General features: G+C 40.3%; 17 protein-coding genes. 4 read left to right on the top strand and 13 right to left on the bottom strand.

Features of this window, described 5'->3' with window-relative positions:
* Positions 1-216 precede the first annotated feature (216 nt).
* Positions 217-1,611 (top strand): S41 family peptidase, encoded by a 1,395-nt coding sequence (locus SNE25_RS16165; protein WP_321566144.1) that lies wholly within the window; start codon positions 217-219, stop codon positions 1,609-1,611.
* A gap of 32 nt (positions 1,612-1,643) precedes the next feature.
* Here the strand turns inward: SNE25_RS16165 and SNE25_RS16160 are convergent, their stop codons facing one another.
* From SNE25_RS16160 to SNE25_RS16150, 3 genes are read right to left on the bottom strand one after another with little or no spacing between them, the layout of a single operon-like run.
* A complete protein-coding gene (locus SNE25_RS16160) occupies positions 1,644-2,549 on the bottom strand; it encodes a sugar phosphate isomerase/epimerase family protein (protein ID WP_321566143.1) in 906 nt (301 codons plus the stop codon).
* An 18-nt stretch (positions 2,550-2,567) separates the two neighbouring features.
* Entirely contained in the window at positions 2,568-3,677 is a 1,110-nt protein-coding gene (locus SNE25_RS16155; protein ID WP_321566142.1) for a Gfo/Idh/MocA family protein, read from the bottom strand.
* Between the two features lie 10 nt (positions 3,678-3,687).
* The gene (locus SNE25_RS16150) at positions 3,688-4,518 is read right to left on the bottom strand and encodes a phytanoyl-CoA dioxygenase family protein (RefSeq protein WP_321566141.1); all 831 of its coding nucleotides are present in this window, start codon (positions 4,516-4,518) and stop codon (positions 3,688-3,690) included.
* A gap of 155 nt (positions 4,519-4,673) precedes the next feature.
* On the opposite strand from SNE25_RS16150, the gene SNE25_RS16145 reads away from it, so the two are divergent.
* Together SNE25_RS16145 and SNE25_RS16140 are read left to right on the top strand one after the other, a co-directional pair.
* Positions 4,674-5,519 (top strand): AraC family transcriptional regulator, encoded by an 846-nt coding sequence (locus SNE25_RS16145; RefSeq protein WP_321566140.1) that lies wholly within the window; start codon positions 4,674-4,676, stop codon positions 5,517-5,519.
* 634 nt (positions 5,520-6,153) lie between these two features.
* Positions 6,154-6,291, top strand: a complete 138-nt coding sequence (locus SNE25_RS16140) for a hypothetical protein (RefSeq protein ID WP_321566139.1) — start codon at positions 6,154-6,156, stop codon at positions 6,289-6,291.
* A gap of 556 nt (positions 6,292-6,847) precedes the next feature.
* On the opposite strand, the gene SNE25_RS16135 is transcribed toward SNE25_RS16140, so the two are convergent.
* The 3 genes from SNE25_RS16135 to SNE25_RS16125 all read right to left on the bottom strand — a co-directional run bounded on the left by SNE25_RS16135 (position 6,848) and on the right by SNE25_RS16125 (position 13,026).
* Positions 6,848-8,332, bottom strand: a complete 1,485-nt coding sequence (locus tag SNE25_RS16135) for a RagB/SusD family nutrient uptake outer membrane protein (RefSeq protein ID WP_321566138.1) — start codon at positions 8,330-8,332, stop codon at positions 6,848-6,850.
* A gap of 17 nt (positions 8,333-8,349) precedes the next feature.
* On the bottom strand, positions 8,350-11,748 hold the full coding sequence (locus SNE25_RS16130) for a TonB-dependent receptor (RefSeq protein ID WP_321566137.1): 3,399 nt from the start codon (positions 11,746-11,748) through the stop codon (positions 8,350-8,352).
* A 132-nt stretch (positions 11,749-11,880) separates the two neighbouring features.
* A complete protein-coding gene (locus SNE25_RS16125) occupies positions 11,881-13,026 on the bottom strand; it encodes a FecR family protein (RefSeq protein ID WP_321566136.1) in 1,146 nt (381 codons plus the stop codon).
* Positions 13,027-13,170: 144 nt separating this feature from the next.
* Here SNE25_RS16125 and SNE25_RS16120 point away from each other — a divergent pair, with 144 nt between their 5' ends.
* Complete coding sequence (locus SNE25_RS16120) at positions 13,171-13,767, top strand: RNA polymerase sigma-70 factor (protein WP_321566135.1); 597 nt, start codon at positions 13,171-13,173, stop codon at positions 13,765-13,767.
* A gap of 400 nt (positions 13,768-14,167) precedes the next feature.
* Here SNE25_RS16120 and SNE25_RS16115 read toward each other — a convergent pair whose 3' ends face one another.
* The 7 genes from SNE25_RS16115 to SNE25_RS16085 all read right to left on the bottom strand — a co-directional run bounded on the left by SNE25_RS16115 (position 14,168) and on the right by SNE25_RS16085 (position 20,155).
* Complete coding sequence (locus tag SNE25_RS16115; protein WP_321566134.1) at positions 14,168-14,887, bottom strand: LytR/AlgR family response regulator transcription factor; 720 nt, start codon at positions 14,885-14,887, stop codon at positions 14,168-14,170.
* Complete coding sequence (locus SNE25_RS16110) at positions 14,884-15,900, bottom strand: sensor histidine kinase (RefSeq protein ID WP_321566133.1); 1,017 nt, start codon at positions 15,898-15,900, stop codon at positions 14,884-14,886. The genes SNE25_RS16115 and SNE25_RS16110 overlap by 4 nt, the downstream gene beginning before the upstream one ends.
* Before the next feature lie 30 nt (positions 15,901-15,930).
* Complete coding sequence (locus tag SNE25_RS16105) at positions 15,931-16,347, bottom strand: c-type cytochrome (protein WP_321566132.1); 417 nt, start codon at positions 16,345-16,347, stop codon at positions 15,931-15,933.
* 66 nt (positions 16,348-16,413) lie between these two features.
* On the bottom strand, positions 16,414-16,950 hold the full coding sequence (locus tag SNE25_RS16100; RefSeq protein ID WP_321566131.1) for a YceI family protein: 537 nt from the start codon (positions 16,948-16,950) through the stop codon (positions 16,414-16,416).
* 99 nt (positions 16,951-17,049) lie between these two features.
* Complete coding sequence (locus tag SNE25_RS16095; protein WP_321566130.1) at positions 17,050-18,051, bottom strand: metallophosphoesterase family protein; 1,002 nt, start codon at positions 18,049-18,051, stop codon at positions 17,050-17,052.
* A 437-nt stretch (positions 18,052-18,488) separates the two neighbouring features.
* A complete protein-coding gene (locus SNE25_RS16090) occupies positions 18,489-19,604 on the bottom strand; it encodes a TIGR03118 family protein (RefSeq protein ID WP_321566129.1) in 1,116 nt (371 codons plus the stop codon).
* 293 nt (positions 19,605-19,897) lie between these two features.
* Positions 19,898-20,155, bottom strand: a complete 258-nt coding sequence (locus tag SNE25_RS16085) for a hypothetical protein (protein ID WP_321566128.1) — start codon at positions 20,153-20,155, stop codon at positions 19,898-19,900.
* Between the last annotated feature and the right edge of the window lie 485 nt (positions 20,156-20,640).

The following is a 20,640-nucleotide window of genomic DNA, read 5'->3' as shown; positions in this document are numbered from 1 at the left end:
CCGTGCCATTCTCATATGCTGGGCGTTATCTTGCTGCTTTACTATATATAATCTCCGGGAGACGCAAACTCCCTATCCTTATTAAAAATATATTTTTAATAAGGCGTCATATCTGTTATCTACATGCTATATCCCTTACTCAAATAAAAATTTAATTTTTGGCAGAGTAGGGAATCCGGGCTTCCCGCAGATTATATTATAGATGATATAAAAATTATGAGAAAGACCATACCTGTTTTACGCACGGTGGCTTTGGTTATGACGAGTTTAATATTATGGAGCAGCTGTAAAAAAGCCGCGCCAGAGATTCAGCTTACTGAAAAAAACCGATGGATCCTCGACAGTATGAAGGTGTACTATTACTGGAACGACCAGCTCCCCGGCTCGCCATCAAATCAAAACAGCGCAAGCGTGTTTTTCAAATCCCTGCTGAATACTGCAGATCGTTTTTCTTTTATAACAGACCCGGACGAGAACCGTGAGGAATACTCATCCTTTGCCTGGTATGGTTTTGAATATGCACTACTGGAAAATCAGCAAAACCCCGGCGAATTATTAGGAACAATAACGCTGGTGGTACCCGGGGGTCCCGCGGAGCAGCAGGGTCTGCACCGCGGTGATATTTTCACAGCGGTGAACGGCACATTGCTTAACAAAGCTAACACAGACAATATTAACCGTTTACTCCGTACGGGTGATGGTTTGCGGCTATCAATGGCCGCTCTAACCAATGGAATACTTAAGACCGGGCCTGTGCTTACGATAGCCTATTTACCTTACACAGAACAGCCAGTTTATACAACCAGAATATTTAGCGATGGTGGAAAAAAGGCAGGGTATATTTTTTATAACCAATTTAATGGCAGCTACGACCTTCAACTACTGGAAGCACTGGGTACTATGCGGCGTAATGGAATTAATGAACTTATACTTGATCTTCGTTATAATCCAGGCGGCGATGTATCATCTGCGGCCAAGCTTGCGGGTGCACTTGCCAATACTAGATCCGATCAAACCTTTGTAATTTACCAGGCTAACAAAAACGGTGGACAGAGGAACAGTTCATTTCAAAATACTATGACTGAAAACGCATATCAGCCACAATCATTTAGTGAACTGCTGAATTACCGTCTTGATTTAACCAGGGTTATTATACTTACCTCAGGTTCTACTGCCTCAGCCGCCGAATTACTGATCAACAATCTGCGTCCATATATAAATGTGGTACAAATAGGAAGCAAAACGATGGGCAAAGACATGGCCAGTTTTGCCATTAAAGACTTCAGGACCCCAAAGTTGATTAATATTACACTCCACCCGTTGGTTTTTAAGCTGTATAACGCTAAGGAACAAGGGAATTATAGTGATGGATTACAACCAGACTATACGGTAGATGAATTTGCTGTATTACCACTATTACCCTTTGGCGACCCTGGCGACCCACTTTTAAAAAAGGCGTTAGAACTTGCAGGAATAAATATCTCAACTATCGCTATGGCGCAAAACAAGCAGTCAGCAACTAACGCAACACTCAGGGTAAATAAAACATTCACCAGCAGAAGAGCACCTCTGCTTATTGAAACAAAAAAACGAGTATGGGCATGGAAATAAGTTATCCTAATTATTTGCAATAAATAATTTAATTAACAACCGTTCGCCAGCAATTTTCCATCTAAAAACCGTTTTGCGCGCGCAACGTCGCTTTCTTCTAAATGCTCAATTATAATTGGGATATTGGGGTGGTTTCGGCTTAAGCGTTTCAAATACAAATCGTAATTTAATGAGCCGAGGCCCGGCGCAGGAAGATCAATGGCCCCTACGCCCCTTAATGCGTGCGCCTCGCTGGCATCAATATCGGCCATTTGTACCCCATGCGCTGAGGCCGCACGTTTTACATCTTTGGCGTGAGCTATTTTTATTCTATCAGATAAGGCATTAAAAATCTGGTTAAGGGTTTGATCCATTTGATCAATATTATGTTCTTCAAAGTAGTTTGTAGGATCCATTAATAAGCCCAGATGCAGGTCGTTTATATCGGCAAACAAGCGCAATGTCTCTTCAATTGAACCAATTACATTATTTACGTATGTTTCTACAAGGAAAGATACACCTTGTGTCTTTGAAAAATCAACTAATCCCGAAATCACTTCAAGACATTCCTGATATCCTACTTCGGTTTTATTTTTTGGATGATGTACCCAATCGCTGTCGGGGTCAAATGTTCCGGATTCACTGATAACATACGGCGAACCCAGTTCGTTTGCAAAACGTATAATTTGCTTTAAGTGATCCAAGTTCTTTTTCCGTGTTATAGGATCAGGGTGCACGAGGTTGGTATAACCTGAAACACAGGAAACAGGTAAATTATAATTCCTGAAGGTATCCCGTATTTTTTTACATTTATCCGACGTGATCTGGTCGGTGGAAAGATCCATATCTTTAAAAGACACATCTAACTGAACCGTATTGAATCCAATTTCCCTGATTTTACGGGCAGTTTCTTCCAGTGTATACGGAAAATAGCCCGTAAATATTCCAACTTGTATCATTGTTTATTGATTTTAAGGTTAGTTTGCTGATAATACTTCTTCTATCAATACTGCTCTATGCTCTTTGTATGAAAGATAGCATGCATCTACCAAAGCCATGGTTTTAAGATTATCTTTCCCGCCTATTTCGGGCTCTTTATCATCTTCAATAGCGCAAAGCAATTGCGCCATAGGTCCGGCGAATGCGTCGGGAAACCAAACTTCATTCCACCGGGGTCTTATCCACTGCCCATTATTGTTAATAGTACTATAATCCAAAGTACTTGGCGTGCGTTCAGGGTATGACGGCCAACCGATAGTACCTTTAGCCAGGCCATCGGTTCCTTCAACACGCCAGTTAATATAGGTATCGTTTACAGCGCCCTCCCTGCCGGGGCCAGTCCATATATCATCCCATGAAGATGCCCTGAAACCATTGGCATACTCCAGGATATATAAAGCTATACCATCTTCATGGTCAAAGCTTTTCGCACAACGAGGATCCGCGCTCACACTGGCAAACACACGTTCAGGATCGCCGAACAGAAACCGGAAGGTATCTAAATGATGAATGCTCATGGTACGCAAGGTGGCCCAACCTAATGCCTTTTGCCAATCCATATAATGTGGGATAGCGCGCATATCAATTGACGCAAATACCGGCATTCCTAACAACCCTTGATCTAATAGCGATTTACAAGCCCGTATGGACTGATCGTAACGCATATTTTGGTTAACGCCAAGCTTTATGCCGGCATCGGCACACATTTTTACAATCTCTTTAGCCTGCTGCAAATTAACCCCTAACGGCTTTTGCGCCAGTATTCCTTTAATATGCTTTTGCCTAACTGCTTTCCGAATTACCTCTATCTGTACATCCGGCGGAACGGCAATATCAATTACAGCAATTTCGGCATCTCCTAACAGTTCATCGTAAGTATCATATACTTTTTTGATAGCGTGCCTGTCGGCAACTGCCTGGCTGTTGGCTCGGTTCCTGGATGCAATGGCTAACGGGTTAAAACCGGCCTGCCGGTAAGCCACAAGCTGGCAATCGGCCATGATAAAGCCCGACCCTATACATCCTATGCCTAATTCTTTATCAACCGGAAGTTTTGTTAAATAATCCAGCTTAATATCTGTATTCATAGCCGGTTGTCTATTTTACCTTTAGCGTTATTTCGTTTTCTTTATTTAAAAAATCTGACTGGGCGGACAATCCAGTTGGGGCAGATTCCATTATCGCATTATCGGGCACCATACTTACCGGTGTAATACATGAGGTATTTTTTTCACGGAATGGTTTGTTATAACTTAGGTTATAAGCTGATATTAATGACCAACGTGGTTTATCTGATAAGTTAGCTTCAGACATGTGCAATAAATTGGGATGGAAAAATAACACGTCACCTGCTTTTAATTCAACGTATATTTTTTTGCATATTTTCAAAGCTTCCTCCACAAAAGGCATATCTGCCCCTTGTTGTTCACCTGCAAACAGATGTTCAAACCGACCCATTTTATGTGATCCTTTAAGTACCTGCAAACAACCGTTCTCCTTAGTGGCTTCTGTAAGTGCCAGCATTACGCTAATCAGGGCATCCGGATATAAAAAGCCGTTTTTGTACCAATAGCCATAATCCTGATGCCACTCCCATGCCCCGCCTACCTTAGGTTCTTTTTGCATCAGTTTAGAATGAAAATGGCAAACCTTCCCATCGCCCAGTAAAGATTGTACTGATCGTACCATTCTTTCGCTGCGTGTGAGCAGGCTGAAAGTATCGTTACCTGGTGTAAACCATAAAGTGAGTTTGGTACGTTTGCCCGACTGATCATTCAGGTCAAAAGCATTGTTGCGCAAAATATCGTCGTTAGTGGCAAGATTATAAAGCAGGTCGACCTCTGTCCGGGTAAGAAAATCTGGAATAATTAAATACCCGTCACTATCATATCGCGCCTTTTGCGAGGCTGTTAAATTTTGGTAAGACATAAGGATTTATATTTTGGTTGATCAAATTTTCGTTTAATAATTCCATAATACAACAAGTATCTGTTCAAAAAAATAAAGTTTTTTGACATTTTTAATTACTTGTATTTAAAATTTGGTATATATATTTATACTACCAATTATTAAACGCCTCCGTTATGCGTCCTCATATTCAAAAGCTGCCTTTATCAGAGCAATCCTCTTTTTTGGCCGATAAGTTTATTACGCCTTACTTTGAAACGCCCTGGCATTACCATTCGGAATATGAATTGGTACTTATTATTAAAGGAAACGGAAAACGCTTTGTGGGCAATCACGTTGCTGATTATGAAGAAGGCAGCCTGCTTTTTTTAGGACCAAATTTACCGCACTTGTTCCGAAAAGAAAGCAGTAGCGATGATGGAGGATCACTGGTAATTCATTTTAAAGAGGAGTTTTTAGGGAACGAGTTCAGAGCAATACCAGAGATGCAAAAAATAAAGCTGCTTTTCGAAAAATCAAAAATGGGCCTGCTTATCAAAGGCAGCACGCGGGATAAAATAAGCCTGCAAATGCACGAGATATTAAGGCAAATGGGTATGGAAAGATTAATTGCTCTTTTACAACTGCTTTCTTCTTTAGCTGACTCTACCGAATATGAATTGTTATCCAACCCTGATGTAAGTGGCCAAAACGGAAAGGACAACGATAGGCTGGACAAAGTTTTCGATTATGTAATGACAAATTTCACCAACAACATTCAGATAGAGGATGTAGCTAAAATAGCGAACATGAGCTACTCCGGGTTCTCCAGATATTTTAAAAACCGGACAAAAAAAACCTTCTCTCATTTTGTTAATGAGATCCGTATTGGTCATGCCTGTAAATACTTAATGGAGGCAGATACCAGTATCAGTACCGTTTGTTACCAAAGCGGTTTTAATAATTTAACTCATTTTACCGAACAGTTTAAAAAAATCATTAAGCTTACACCAAACCAGTTTAAAAAGCGTAACAAGTTTTAGCATTAAAGCCTATTGCTTTCATAACCTTCTTCTTTTAACATATCTTTCATATATAAGTTAATATCCCATTGGCTTGATATGGCTCTGAACTAATGACAGTGAAAACCGTATATAGTTTAGGGAAGAGAACTCCTTCCGGCGTCACGCTGTCAAAAGACGAAATCAACAGTTTCTTATCCGTGGTATGAATGAGCCTAGCGAGTAAAGTGATCCTTAAGCGATCCTATCTGGTCGAATGTCACCACTTATACGACCATGAATATGGCACGAAACTGATGATATTTATTGATCTTTTTTGTGATTTAGAAAACATAAAAAAAACCTTTAAATCAATGATTTAGAGGTTTTTGATACTTCGCGGTATCGCTTTTCGTCGGGATGGCAGGACGATAATCAATTCCTATAAACATCTGATAATAAATCAGTTAAAAATCATTTTTCAAACCAGGTATGCAGTTTGGTATCACCACTTACTGAGCACATACAAATATACCATAAAATACTCTAAATCAAATAATTAAACCACAAACCAACCCATTTAAATTTCATACTGAAATATTGTTGGTTTCCAATCTCGTTACAGACTTTTTAAGTTTGCCGTTCACTGTTTCTTTGCCAGTCAAAATATACTGATATGGCTGCAGAAATTATAACAAAAGAAGACTTAGAGCAGTTTGGACAAAAGTTGATCCAAGAGCCCCGTGCATTACTTATAAAACCAAATGAAGAAACAAAAAGATGGCTAAAAAGTTGCCAAGTAAAAGCCTGCTGAAGATTCGCCAAATACTTTGCACAAGTTAAGGCAGGACGGTACGCTCAAACCAACAAAAATCGGCGGGATCTTATATTACAACCCTGACGAGATAATGCATGTGCTAAGTGGTCATAAAGGGAAGCAGGTTACTAAGAAAGCTTAGATTGATTTGAATATTTAGGTACAAGTACATATTTTCCCTAGACAGAAAAAAACGTGCTTAAAGATCCCGCAAAATACGATTCACTGCTTCCTCTTTTGCTTTATCGATTACCATGGTATAGCATTGTGTAGTTTTAAGCGGGCGATGCCCAAGCATTTTAGAGGACATCTGATAGTCCGCGCCAGTTGAAAACAAAAGATTTAACCGGCCAAATGATTGTGATAACCGGTACATCCGGCGGAGTCGGCACGTGATCGTGCCCGGGTTTGCATACAAAACGAATTTGTTTTTAATGGCGCTTAATCTTTTACTATTAACTTATCTCGTACCCGAAAGAATTTATCGAGTTCTTTTTAAAAGATCCGCTTCTTTGTAAGAAACGGATCTTTTCATATCTATTAAGGTTTAATTTTAATAACCCGGATTTTGGATTAATGCCGGTGTATTTCTGTCAATTTCATTTTGCGGCAACGGCCACAAATCAAAATTGTCTTTGTAAATTGTTTTAACCGCGGGAGTTAACGAGTTTTGAATAAAACCATTTAACTTTTGTTTGGCTATCCCCCATCTTCGCAAATCAAAATAGCGTAAACCTTCCAGGGCAAATTCAACTCTTCTCTCGTGCATGATACGGGTACGCATTTCCGCTTGCGTAAGGTTAGCTGGTAATGGCGGCATATTTACGCCAGGCCTTGCACGTACCTCATTTATTTGTTGATATACGCTGGCATCGGGTCCTGCTGTTTCGTTTTGAGCTTCGGCATACATAAGCTTAACATCTGCGTAGCGCAGCCATACATAATCCTGATCGTCGAGCATACCTGGCTGAGGGTCAACATTCTTAGGATCGAGCCATTTCTTTCCAGGGTAAAAACCAGGTGTCCAATTGTTAACACCCGGGGTACCAACTGTATTTGGGAATGGCCACCCCTTAGCTGGCGTATCACCCGGGAAAAAGAAAGTCATGGTTTTGCGTGGATCATTTGCTTCATATTCATTGATCATGTCCTGTGTACCCTGCAAATCCTTGTAACCGGCACCAATAATTACCGTAGTTATAGCAAAAGGATGTGGCACTGCCGGTGCCTGAAACTGTACCGAGAACATAATTTCCGGACTGGAGCGCTGATCTGGCTTATAGAAATTCCCCGCGTAACTATTACTCAGTGAAAATAATCCGCCACTGATAATTGTTTTGGCAAGCGCGGCTGCATCGGCATATTTTTTCTCAAAAAGCAGTACACGTACTTTTATGCCCTGCGCAGAAGCTTTAACAACATGCCCTGTAGTGTATTTATCATCAGGTAACGAAGTAATAGCTTGATCAAGATCACTTTCCACAAGCTTTAAAATATCTTCCTTTGACGATTTACTTATTTTATTTTTAAAATCTATGGTTAGCGGGTCGGCTGTTATTAAAGGTACATTACCATAAGTTTCGGCCAGCAAAAAGTAGTTAAAAGCACGTACAAAATAGGCTTCTCCTTTATACTGGTTTAACTTATCGCCGCTTAATACTTTACCGACGTTGGCCAGAAAGCTATTGGTGGCCGCAATACTGATATAAGCGTTAATATAAAGGCTGTTGCTGTTATCAGTAGGGAAACCGCCAATAGTTGGCGTAAGCCCGGCAATAAGTGATTGCTGTGAGCCACCCTGATTGTTTTGACTATAGGAGTTATCACTGAAATTTTCCCACCACATAGGTGCATACTCGCTCACCTGACCGCTTTGTGCATACAATGTAGCGTATATACCGGCGAGGGCCTGATCGGCGTCGGCGGCTGATTTCCAGAAATTGGCGGTAGATAATTTGTCAGGTGGCGTTACGTCCAATTTTTTGCAGGATGTTAAACAAACCACTGCTGCCATGAATATTATGATGATAGTTTTCATTTGCTTTTAAGTTGAAATTAAAATTGAATCGATGCGCCAAATGTGTAAGTGCGGTTTTGCGGATAGTTGGCAAAACCATACCATGCATCTGGTTTGTTATTAATATCCTGCCGCTCGGGGTCGGTAGCCTGTTTAAGCGGTGTAAAAAGCGCCAGATTATCAACCGCGCCAAATACCCTGAGTGATTTAACTCCTTTTATCAGTCCTGCCGGAAATGTGTAACCAAGCTGAACATTTTTAATACGCATAAAGCTGGCATTGTATAAATGATAGGTAGATTGCACATTGGTTATTTTAGGATAGCCATAGAAGCCCATATAAATTTTAGGCATTGTGGTTGACGGGTTTTGAGGAGTCCACCTGTTTAACCAGTCGGTAGTAGGCATAGCACCCTGCGCAAACGGATCAACCCCCCATTTATACAAATACAGTTTGTTACCGTATGAGCCGTATAACTGCATGCTGGCGTCAAAGTTTCCCCAGGTTGCGCCCATGGTATAAGAATACTCAAATTTTGGATATTGGCCCGGAATTATGCCGCGATCGTTAGCATCAACCTTGCCATCGCCATTAACATCCTTGTATTTGATATCGCCCGGGGTTGGCACGCCGCCCAACGATGATTGATCTGGCGAATTATTGATCTCTGTTTGATTTTGGAAAATGCCATCCATCGTTTGCAGGTAAAAAGAATTGATCGGGTAACCATTACGCATAATGGTTTGGCTATCGGGGCCCCCTATCTCGTCTGCACCAAAAGAAACCAGCTTGTTACGGTACAGCTGGAAGTTGGCCTGTGCATAATAACTAAATTTTGGAGATGGCCTGTCCTGGTAACGCAAGCTAAACTCTAAACCCTTGTTACTTACCGCGCCGTTGTTCACAATGGGCGCGTTTACGCCAAGCGCTAAGGGGACCTGTGACTGTCTTAAAATATTATAAGTGTATTTATTAAACCAATCAAAAGTAAAGGTTAGCTTGTTTTTAAGTATGGTCAGATCCAGGCCCAAATCGGTCATTCGAGTAGTTTCCCAGGTAAGTGCCGGGTCAACCAGTGTGCTCGGAATAAATCCGGAGGCTATGCCACTGGCAAAGGCATAGCTATTTTGAGTTAAGGTTGACTGATAGGGATATGGATAAGGTATATTGGTGTTATTAACGGCGATATTGATGTTCTGGTTACCCAAACGGCCCCATGAACCTCTTAGCTTCAGATCATTTATCCAGCTTACATCTTTCAAAAAGTTTTCTTTAGAAACACGCCATCCGGCGGAAAACGACTCATATAAACCCCAGCGACTATTGCTTGGCAGGCGCGAAGTACCATCATACCTTACATTAGCGCCTAAAAGATATTTATCATCAAAATTATAGTTTACGTTTCCGTAAAGTGAGTGGATAATCCATTGCGCGGATGTACCATCGTTGGTTTGATTATTTATGGAACCTGCATTTAGCTCTGTAAGCTCATTGGTAGGATAGCCCACCCGGTAAGCATTTACATAGCTTCTGTTGTCGACCTCCTGCTGTACACCGCCTAAGATAGTCAGATCATGCTTACCCAGCAGTTTATGAAAGTTCAACTGGCTATAAATAGTTGAATGTGTTTCGTCATTTTCGTTAACTGTTAAGCCTGGAGTACCGACGTCGGCATTACGGTTATACGACAGATCACTGTAAAGGTACATGGGTATGGTAGGCCTGAATGTTTTATTTTTGTCAACGTTAAAACTAAGTCCCGCCCTGTTTTCCCATCTTAATCCGTCAACAATATCAATATCAAGAGATATATTGCCCTGCCCGTAATAGTTAGGGTTATGGGTTAACAGCTCCGAGGCTAATACCGGGTTTTTATTACCAAGCTCTTTATCATAAGCTTTTGTGATCCACAGGCCATCCGCAGTTTTTGCAGGATACAGGGGCGACTGTGCCAATGTTGATATATATAAGTCGGTACTGTTATTATAAGGGTAATTTCTGTCGCCATAACGTATCTGGAAGTTAGTACCTAAAGTAACACGTTTATTTACCTTCGATGTCAGGCCCAGGTCTACCGTGTATTTTTTATAGTCGAACCCCCTCATGGTACCGGGCTGATCCGTATAACCTAAACCAAGGCTGTAGGTTGTGTTTTCATTACCGCCGCTTAAATTTAGGTAATGGTTTTGTACCACTGCTGTGCTAAACATATCCTTGAGCCAGTCGTGATTTGGGTATTTGACACGGTCGGTAGCGTTTTTGTACAAATCTATTTGCTCCTGTGTGTAAATGACCGCGTTGCCCGAATTAACTTCGGCCTCATTTAACAGTTCCATGTACTGGGCCGAGTTAGTGATAAGTTTTGGCAACCTGGTAGGTGAAGCAAACCCGATATTGTAATTGTACGATAGTGTAAAACCACCCGCTTTGCCTTTTTTTGTTTTAATTACCACCACGCCATTGGCTCCCTGCGAACCATATATAGCTGCTGCTGCCGCATCTTTCAGTACGGTGGCCGATTCAATATCGTTAGGGTTAATAACCGCAAGACTTCCGGGGATACCATCTACAATAACAAGCGGATTATTACCCGCGCTGCTAAAAGTTCCAAGACCACGTATACGTAATTGTACATTTTCATTACCCGGCTCACCCGAGTTTTGAATAACTGATAACCCTGGCAGCTGACCTTGCAATAAAGATGTAGCATCGGTAGCAACTCGTTTGGTCATTTCTTCGCCTTTAACTGATACAATGGCGCTTGTTAGGGTATGTTTGCTTTGGGTGCTATAACCTGTTACAACTACTTCGCTTAGGCCTTGCTTGTCTTCAATAAGGGTAACGTTGACTACACTTTTTCCGCCTATAGCCACCTCTTGCCTTGCAAAGCCTATAAAGCTGAATATCAGGATACCGCTACTGCCGTCGGGTACATTAAGACTATACTCGCCATTAGCATCACTTACGGTACCTGTTTTTGTACCTTTAAGTTGAATGCTTACGCCGGGAATAGAAACACCTTTATTGTCGGTGACCTTTCCTTTTATATTCTGAATAATAATATCTTCAGATACCGGCTTTGACTTAATGGTTATCGTTTTTTTATTGATGAGATAAATAAGCGGCTGGTTGCTGAAAATTTTATCGAGCGCCTGTGCAATAGATACATTTTTAAGAGATAATGACACCGGGGTCGCTGTTTTTATCAACTGGGCGCTATACAGAAAATCATAGCCACTTTGCTGCTGAAGGGTAAACAATACATCTTCCAGAGGGGCTTTTTGTACGTCAAGATTTATCTTTTGCGCATACGAGTTTGCACTAACCTGGAGTATGGTTACCATTATTAGGATACAGGTTAGTTTCATGATGCGAATAAATTTAAGCAAGGCATGGTTATGCCACCTGAACTTTGATTCAGTAAATATTTTATACATTTGAATGTTAGGTTTAATTTATAATTGATTGTTCGCGCAATTGGTATGGTTATCTAACTCAGCGCAAGCTGAAGATCAGGAGCGGTTGGAACGCTCCTGATCTATTTTTTAGATAACCGTTAAGCTTTTTTATCAAGTCATAACAATTATCCTCCTTCCTTCAATTTTAAAGTGAATTAATCCGGTATACTCAAGTCCTTTCAATAACTCGTTAATGTCCTTATTTTTCGCGTAAGTACCTCCAAACTTCATATTGGTTATTTTACCCTCATATATTACCTCCACGTCATACCACCGGCTTATTTGTTTCATAATGTCGTGAATATCATCATCTCTGAACATAAAGTATCCTGCTTTCCAGGCCATCACTTGGTTAACATTCACTTTCTTTTGTGTAATACGGCCATCAGCTGCATCGCTGATACCCTGCTCACCCGGTACCAGCAAAGCCGAAGAAACTGCGTTTGAAAAACGCACAGACCCTTCAAGCAACGTAGTTTTTACGTTACCATCTTCCTGGTACGCATTTACATTAAAGTGTGTACCTAAAACACGTACATCCGCATTGTTAGTATGTACAATAAATGGCATTTGCTTATTTTTAGCTACTTCAAAATATGCCTCTCCCTTTAAAGTAACCGAACGATTTTGGCCTTTGAAGGCAGTTGGAAAAGTTAAAGACGATTGCGAATTAAGCCACACGTTCGTTCCATCAGGCAATACAATCGTATATTGTCCTCCCCGCGGAATGGTTAAAGTGTTTAGAGTATTGGCATCCTGATTAGCTTTTGTTTTATCAACCGCGTATGATAGCAAACCATTTTTTAGTTTCTTTATAGCTGTATTTCCTGATTTTGCCAAAACACCGTTTGCCGCATTATCTAAAACTATACTGGCACCTGTAGCTAAGGTTAGCACCGCTGTATTTTTGCCAGGCTGTATAGCTATGGTTTTTGTATTATTATTTTTAACAACGGTTTTCGGTTTGGATGATAGATTATTAAAAAGCAGCCCTGCTGATATTGCTAAAACAAGTACCGACGCGGCTGCCCACCACCAATTCATTTTAAAAACTCTTTGTTTTTGGTTTGATACAGTTTGTTCTATACGCTGGTAAATAGAATGCCTTATAAACCTGTCATGATCAGCCAGCTTCTTCTCTTCATCATCCTGTACCTTAAAACTGTCATGATATTGCATCAACAATTCTTCTTCCTCAGTGGTACACAAACCTGAAAGATATTTTTCGTAAAGAAGTATGTATTGCTCAGGGGTCATAAATTGGAGGTATGGCTACAATATATAAAGTGGTGTAAAATCATTTTCAACACACATAGTTTTAAAAATATTTTTTAACCGTGAGATAGATGTGCAGCTGACAATTGCATTTGATAAACATTTCCTATTTTTATCGAACCGATTATGATCCATCAGGCTGTTGATAATGAATTATGGGACGCTGTAGTCTCTGATAGTTCCAGGGCTTTTGTGACCCTGTATAACCGGTATTGGAAAAAACTTTATAAAACAGCCATTTTTTATCTCAAAGATGAGGCTATTGCCGAAGAAATAACACATGATGTATTTGTGGCCCTGTGGACAAGACGTAAACATCTTAAAATCAAAAATTTTCAAAACTATATCCACGTCACTGCACGTTATCATGTATTTAAACATTTAAAAGCAGCCGGCGTAAACTGCGTAACGTATATCGACCAATTGACAGATACCAGTGTTACAGCTGTTTATAATACCGCGGATAGTAAGTTAAGCTATGAGGACCTCGAAACTGAGCTTGCACAGGTATTAAAGTCATTGCCCCGGCGTTGTCAGGAAATTTTTTGGCTCAGCCGGGTAGATAATTTAAGTAATGAAGAAATCGCTGTCAAGCTAAATATATCAAAACGTACTGTCGAAAATCAAATTACATTTGCCTTGCGTTACCTGCGCATGTCTTATCCTAAATTATCCATTGTGTCCTTAATCACGATAAGCCTATGCATAATTTATATCCACTAAGTTTACAGTCTATTATAATTTATTTCGCTGCAATTCCGGGGTATAGCCGCCTGTGTAGGGCGATACCATAACTATGCTATACTTCTTGATGGGGGGTTTAGCCAACGAGCTTAACGTTCACAGCTTTTTTCAGCGCATGTCCTTAAACGTTTCTTTAAATGGCCTGACATTTATTTCTTTTAAAACTGATATTCGAATTGGTTAAAGCCCCTTAAACTATTTCAGTCACCAATCAGAAACACCTGGATGAGATACCAAGAGCAACTGCTGATCAGAGATCCCGGCATTTATGTCTTGGTTGCTTACATAACAAAATTTTCAAGAAGTGTATCCAGTTAATGCATTATAAGGATTTATTCGAATTGACGTGTTCTAAATTTCATTTTCCGTCGGTGAGCACCTATCTCTTGATAAACCTGTTTTTTAAAACACGATCCATTACACCATCTGCATAATTTAGGCCCATTGTGATTTTTTTGCTACCCAGATGTAGCATATTACCTTCAATAGTATTTATCTTTTCGATATTTACGATATAGCTTTTATGTACCTGCACAAATTGACTGGCCGGGAGCTTTTCCAATATTCCTTTAATGGTCAGGTAGACTACCATTTTATCATTGATGGTATGAAGGACCACATAATTTGCCATCGCCTCCAAATAAATCAATTCATGATAAGCTATTTTTTCAATTTTCCCTTCACACTTTACAAAAAAATGGTCGCCATCTGATTTTGAGGGAGTTGATTTGCCATCTTTTAATGCTTTAAGCTCGAAAGCCTTGATACATGCCTTTAAAAAACGTTCTAGAGAAAATGGTTTTACCAGATAATCAACTACTGCCAATTCAAAGCCATCAAGCGCATATTGGCCGTATGCCGTAGTTAAGATTACCATAGGTAAATTAGGAGCCGACCTCAAAAATTCCAGCCCGCTCATTTTGGGCATATTAATGTCCAGAAAAATCAGATCAACTGTTATGCTGTTAATTAGTCCGGCAGCTTTTAACGGATGTTCGGCAACCCCAACTAACTCAAGAAAGTCTGTTTCTTCTATATACTCCTGCAATAATTTGCGGGCAATGGGTTCATCATCAATGATCAGACACTTTAATTTCATACATCAAATAATGTTAAAGTGATTTCATAACTTTCTTCCTGGTCATTGATATGTAACAAATGTTTATCCGGGTATAAAAGTTCCAGTAACCTTTTAGCATTTGCTACACCCAATCCTGAAGATTTTTCACCCCGGCTGATACAGGCATCTTTGGAGTTTGCTGCTTTAAAAACGAGCTTACCGTTATTGTGGGTCAAACTTATGTCAATATAGTTATCTCTACCCTCGTTAAAGCCTACATATTTAAAGGCATTTTCAATAAAGGTGATCAGGAGCAAGGGGGCAATTTTCAAATTACTACCAATTTGACCATCGCAAAACGACACCTTTATGCGTTCATCAATCCGGCTTTTTTGAAGATCGATATAGTTCTTCATATAGTTAAGTTCCCTGTCTATTTCAATTTGTGCAACATTGCACTCATATAGCTGGTAGCGAAGCATTTCAGAGAAACTCAGCAGCATTTCTCTGGCCGGTTTATTTGATTTGTCAATATGACCGTATATGGAATTGATAGAATTAAATAGAAAATGAGGATTAAACTGTGCTCTCAAAAAATTAAGCTCATTTGCTGCTTTTTCCTTTTCAATTTTCTCAATGTAAATTTCTGAGCGAATTTTTTCTCCAATCATTTTGCCTCCCAGGATTAAAGCCACCCAAAATAAAATATTAACGAATGAGTCATAAAAAATGGTTAAATAATTGAAATGTGCCCCCGCAACCTTAAAAACATAAATCGTAACCAGCATAGATACCGGTATTCTTACCAAGGCCGTTATCGCTATTGTCAGAATAAATAAACACCCGAATTTTGCATATTGCTTTTTATCCAGCAATTGAGGAATGTTATATAATGTGTTAAAATAATAATTAGCGGCTATGAATAGTAAATAGCAAAACTGAATAGTGATTGCATGGGTAAGCACCAGCGTGCTGTTCCTGAAAACAAAGATCCAGAATATATAAGCAAGCAACCAAAACAGGAAATGATATATGATCGAACCTTTTTTCAAATTATTTGAGCTTTCTATATAAAAATACAATTATTTCTGTTCCCCGGTACCATCTGGAAAAGCTTCGCCTTTATGGCAGGTACTGCAGGTTATCGTAAGTGCACCGCTGCCTATCAATGGGTGTTTTAATTTAAAGTATTTTTTATTGATCCCGATAGTCATACGCATCATGGCCCTTGAAATCTCTTTTTCGGGTTTGGCATCACTGGCAAAATCAAGACCGTGACCATCTTTTGAATTAGCATGGCAAAAACTGCAGGTAACCCCTAACCCATCCTGAAAATCATCTACCATGATTTCCTGGAGATTTTTTGAGGAGATATCCTTCGGTAATACTTTCAAATTTGTATAATGGGTAATGATAGGTTTAGGTGATGTTGCAGCGACACCAATGGTTACTGTAATTAAAATACATACAATAACACCCAACTTTTTATTGATCTTCATTGATCTTAAAATGGTTAATATAAATTAGTAGAAAAAGGATTTTATGGGAAGGTATTTTACAAAAACTCAGGCTTTGACCGTATAAATATTCAACAATACCTCCAGTTCATTCGAAATTGTACTTGTTGCTCCAATTCCAAAATCTATCCTGTTTATTTTAAATGATCCTTTAAAAAGAAATTCTTCATTATCCTGTACTGCGGTAAAAGGGATTGAAATATCTTTTGATTTTCCTTTAATAGTGAGTTTTCCGGTAACCACATAATTACCTGATTTGCCGCCATCCGTAACTTTGGAAGATAAGAAATGAATGTTCGGATAGTTTTTAACATCAAAATACCATTCATTTTTTAGATGCTTATCTCTTAAGGAATTATCAGTATTTATAGTATTGGCGTCAACCGTTATGTCCATGCTGCTGTTTTGTGGATTTTGCGAATCAAAATTGATAAGTCCCTGTATCCCAGTAAAAGATCCTTTTACATCAAAACCAAAATTAGCGATTGTGAACTCTACCCTTGATTTTTTGTCAGCGGGTTTATATTGCGCCATGGCTGCTACACCTGTTATCATAAGCAGCACTAAGAATGTTATTGTTTTCATATTTTTTCAATTTTTTAAAATAAGGAGCCACCGACCAAGGTGGCTCCACCCTACTAATCTATTGAACTAACCAAGCTCAACAGTTTCTTCATCCATTTACTATTCGGGTTTTATTAATGGTATATCCGTAATAGCGAGCGCATGGTCATGCTCCTGATAATTTACACTGGTTAAGCCAAGCATAGATCGAAGTTTTCCTACCGGAACTTTCATCGGTCCGGGCGAAGGTGCCGCGCCGGGCGCAGGTTGCGGAAAAGCAGTTGAATTTGCGGTGTGGAAGGTGATGTTTCCCTCTACCTTTTGAATGGTTTGATGAATATGACCGTTTAGTACCGATACCGATCCAAAACGTTTCAGCAGCATTAAAGCCTGGGCGCTATCCTCCGTTCCCCATCCCCATTGCGGATAAATAGCCCACATTGGTATATGTGCGAATACAACAATAGGTGTACTTGACGACAGAGGTTTTAAATCATTTTCAAGCCATTTGATCTGGTCGGGACCTAAATAGCCCAGCCCCCCGTCAACATGATTTGTTACATTTACCAACCCAATAAAATGTACGCCATTGGAGTCGAAACTATACCACCCGTCACCTTTTGTGCCTTTGCCATAGCGTTCCAAATAAAGCTTCCCATTATCTGTTACGTCATGTTCGCCGGGCACGTAAAATATTTTTTCAGTTTTAACACTTTTTAAGGATTGCTCCAGCGCGTCAAACTCTTCGGCCTGAGCCAAGTGTGAAAGATCTCCTGTGTGTAACACAAATAACGGAGCCGACGGCATATTATTGATTTTATCAATGGTAGCTTGCAGCGTACTTAATACATCGGGATTAGCGGCTTTATTAAAACCGATGTGGCTGTCGCTGATCTGTACAAAGCTAAAATCAGATTGTGGCATAATAAGTCCTTTTTTGAGGTTGCCTGTAGTTTTATCAATCATTTGGCTCATGCCATATGATTTTAAAATGCCTCCTGACATCATCCAAAGAACACCTGTGCCTGCCCATGCCATACATTTTAAGAAACCTCTCCTATCAATACCGTCGCTATCAGCATCGTGTATATGTTCGTGTTCGTGATGAAAGTATTTTTTCATAATATTTATTAACTATTTATTGGAATACACTACGAAGAAAAAGAAAGTATCCGCGCTGTTATATTATTTTACATGAAACAAGGTAAATACTTGACGAATATTGATTTAGTTGCAGCTATCAATCAGTATTAATAAGTATTACCATGTAAATTGCTTCTGCGATTGATCGCTAAACGCCAACCTTTCCCTAATATGAATGGCGACTTTCTCCTGTGCAGCGATTAGGAATGCAGAAAGTATAATAGCAAGTAAAACTGCAAACAAGCTCCATGATATAGAAAAAGCCCGCATCTCCGCAAGGCAAATTACTGTTGCCGTCATCCTGGCAAAACTGCCGGAAGTTCGCTGCCATCGTTAAAAATAGGGTAAGGCTGCACATACAGGGCGCCTTGCTTTAATGATAGTGGAGCACACAATGGAGACGCCCCGGTAACCCATTAATAGCCGTTAGGTCCGCTACCTCCATTATTGTCACCATTATTATTGCCTGTATTAGTGACCATCGCTGTTTTAAGAAATCCGAAAAGTCCATGTGCCTCGCCGCCGGGGCCAGCGGTAAAGTATAGGTTACTGCCAGCTGTTGGGGTCATTTTTACAAAGTCAAGCGCCCATAGGCCCTCAATGGAAATTGCTTTTCCATTTGCCTGTAGTTGGCCCTTGAAATCCCCATTCATATCAAATATATTGATCTTGCCATCGCCAAAATTGCCAACGAGGATCGTCTCCGTTGTCGCGGCAAAACCGGCAGGGGCATGTGTGATTCCCCATGGAGAATTAAGCGACCCCTGCGAAGCAAAGCGCTTCACCAGCGTACCATCAGGTTTAAAAACATCGACATAGCCGTTACCAGCGCCCGGACTGTCGTCCTCATTATCGGGGCCGGCCAGTTTAGCATATGTTACATATAACATCCCACCGATGGTCTGAATATTAAAAGGTGCAAACCCTGCTGGAATATTAGGATCTTTAAACCCATTTGTGGTCACGCTCTTGAATGCTTTGTCAAATACATCAATCCTGGCGACCCTGAAATTAGCTGCATACAAAAAGTTAGCACCCGCGTTGGTCGCAAGTGCAAGACCTTTATACGCTGATCCAGGAATGCCGTTGGCAACCACGGTTGCATTATCATCCCTTATCCAGGCAGTAATGGTACCGTCTTCGCCCGAAAAAATAAATTTATTTCCGCCAAAATCCGCCGAACTGTTAAAAACCATACCAGTAGGCTTACCCATCAGATTACCGTTAGCAGATGGGATATTCGCAGGCGGCCTTAGTATTTGCCCTGTAGTATCGTATATCGTACTTAGGGATTTACGGTTCGAGGCCACCCAAACGATGCCTCCCTCATTGGCTGCCAAACCCCACGCATTAATAAGATCCGGGTCGATTTTGACAGCGTTGTATCCGTCCTTGTCTGCCACTAAATTTGTTTGGCTTACGTTAAACTGCGCCGTTGTCATTGGCGTCATATTCCCTTTTTTACAGGAAGAAAGTGTTAATGCAATTGCCGCTGCTCTAAACAAGGCCTTCATAATTAATTGTTTTTTCATATTTATAGTTATTAGATTTTTCAATCACATCCCTTATCGTTCATAGTATATAAGGAGCGTATGCAATGGCCTGTTTATTTACGAACCAATGCTGAGCATCTCCATTCTTACGGGGATTACGATGATAAAAAGAGCTAACTTATTTTGGTATTTTTAAAAATTTACATCAAGCAAGCGAAATACTTGACGAACAACCGATATTGGGCCGGTGTTATCAAATACCGCCGCCGTTCCGGATTCAGCGGTTTTCCGGGTCGAAGAACTATACGATTGCTGATCACTTTCCGGATAGATTAAAAGAAGACTGGTTCAACCGAGTGCGGTTCGTCTTTCGCCGTGCAACGACTCTTCCAATCTGAGCGACCAGAGACGAAAGTGCTTGCCAGCAGATTACCCCTGTCGGCTGCCAGGGCCTTTGACCAGGTGCTGGGAACGTGCACCAGAAAAACCCAAATGAATGTCTTGAGCGCTAACAGCAATGCAATAATTCGGATCCGTATTCCCAGGATGATGGCAATACCACCGGCAGTCAGCGTTATTCCGGTCAGCATGACCCAAAAAAGATGGTTCGCGATCCATTTAGGAACTGTGCCGAACAGATATGGCGCATAAATGATGTGAGATATTCCATAGCTGGTTATGGTTTACAGAAAAAATAAATTGCCATAAGAGGTGAGTTTTTCCAGAAATCTCTTTTTCGGAGCCGGATCTACACCGTATGAATAGGCTACAACAAATGCGCCGCCGGCAAGCGCAAGTTCCTTAAGCGGAGTAGTCCATAAACCCAGATGATAAAGTTTATTAGGTTCGGAGATAAGTTCGTAAGAGATATAGGTACCAAGGACAATGCTATAAAAACACTACCCAGTAGCTGTGAAGCCTTCTTGCCTTTGTCCGGTAAAAAGATTAAAACCATGGTTAAAATGAGGTAGATTCCGAAAATATGGGAAAACACATTCAATAACGGCAGGCGTTGCTGATAGACGGATAAAACACATCTCTGAAGGTACCGAAGTAAAGTTGCTGAATTCCATAT

It is taken from the genome of Mucilaginibacter sabulilitoris, assembly GCF_034262375.1.
Classification (GTDB): domain Bacteria; phylum Bacteroidota; class Bacteroidia; order Sphingobacteriales; family Sphingobacteriaceae; genus Mucilaginibacter; species Mucilaginibacter sabulilitoris.
Note: the sequence above shows the minus strand (reverse complement) of the source record. Positions and strands in the feature narration are given on the sequence as shown.

Excerpts from the sequence above, each read along its gene's own strand:
- SNE25_RS16165 (WP_321566144.1), top strand. The coding sequence starts at position 217 with ATGAGAAAGACCATACCTGTTTTACGCACGGTGGCTTTGGTTATGACG.
- SNE25_RS16160 (WP_321566143.1), bottom strand. The coding sequence starts at position 2,549 with ATGATACAAGTTGGAATATTTACGGGCTATTTTCCGTATACACTGGAA.
- SNE25_RS16155 (WP_321566142.1), bottom strand. The coding sequence starts at position 3,677 with ATGAATACAGATATTAAGCTGGATTATTTAACAAAACTTCCGGTTGAT.
- SNE25_RS16150 (WP_321566141.1), bottom strand. The coding sequence starts at position 4,518 with ATGTCTTACCAAAATTTAACAGCCTCGCAAAAGGCGCGATATGATAGT.
- SNE25_RS16145 (WP_321566140.1), top strand. The coding sequence starts at position 4,674 with ATGCGTCCTCATATTCAAAAGCTGCCTTTATCAGAGCAATCCTCTTTT.
- SNE25_RS16140 (WP_321566139.1), top strand. The coding sequence starts at position 6,154 with ATGGCTGCAGAAATTATAACAAAAGAAGACTTAGAGCAGTTTGGACAA.
- SNE25_RS16135 (WP_321566138.1), bottom strand. The coding sequence starts at position 8,332 with ATGAAAACTATCATCATAATATTCATGGCAGCAGTGGTTTGTTTAACA.
- SNE25_RS16130 (WP_321566137.1), bottom strand. The coding sequence starts at position 11,748 with ATGTATAAAATATTTACTGAATCAAAGTTCAGGTGGCATAACCATGCC.
- SNE25_RS16125 (WP_321566136.1), bottom strand. The coding sequence starts at position 13,026 with ATGACCCCTGAGCAATACATACTTCTTTACGAAAAATATCTTTCAGGT.
- SNE25_RS16120 (WP_321566135.1), top strand. The coding sequence starts at position 13,171 with ATGATCCATCAGGCTGTTGATAATGAATTATGGGACGCTGTAGTCTCT.
- SNE25_RS16115 (WP_321566134.1), bottom strand. The coding sequence starts at position 14,887 with ATGAAATTAAAGTGTCTGATCATTGATGATGAACCCATTGCCCGCAAA.
- SNE25_RS16105 (WP_321566132.1), bottom strand. The coding sequence starts at position 16,347 with ATGAAGATCAATAAAAAGTTGGGTGTTATTGTATGTATTTTAATTACA.
- SNE25_RS16100 (WP_321566131.1), bottom strand. The coding sequence starts at position 16,950 with ATGAAAACAATAACATTCTTAGTGCTGCTTATGATAACAGGTGTAGCA.
- SNE25_RS16095 (WP_321566130.1), bottom strand. The coding sequence starts at position 18,051 with ATGAAAAAATACTTTCATCACGAACACGAACATATACACGATGCTGAT.
- SNE25_RS16090 (WP_321566129.1), bottom strand. The coding sequence starts at position 19,604 with ATGAAAAAACAATTAATTATGAAGGCCTTGTTTAGAGCAGCGGCAATT.
- SNE25_RS16085 (WP_321566128.1), bottom strand. The coding sequence starts at position 20,155 with ATGCTGACCGGAATAACGCTGACTGCCGGTGGTATTGCCATCATCCTG.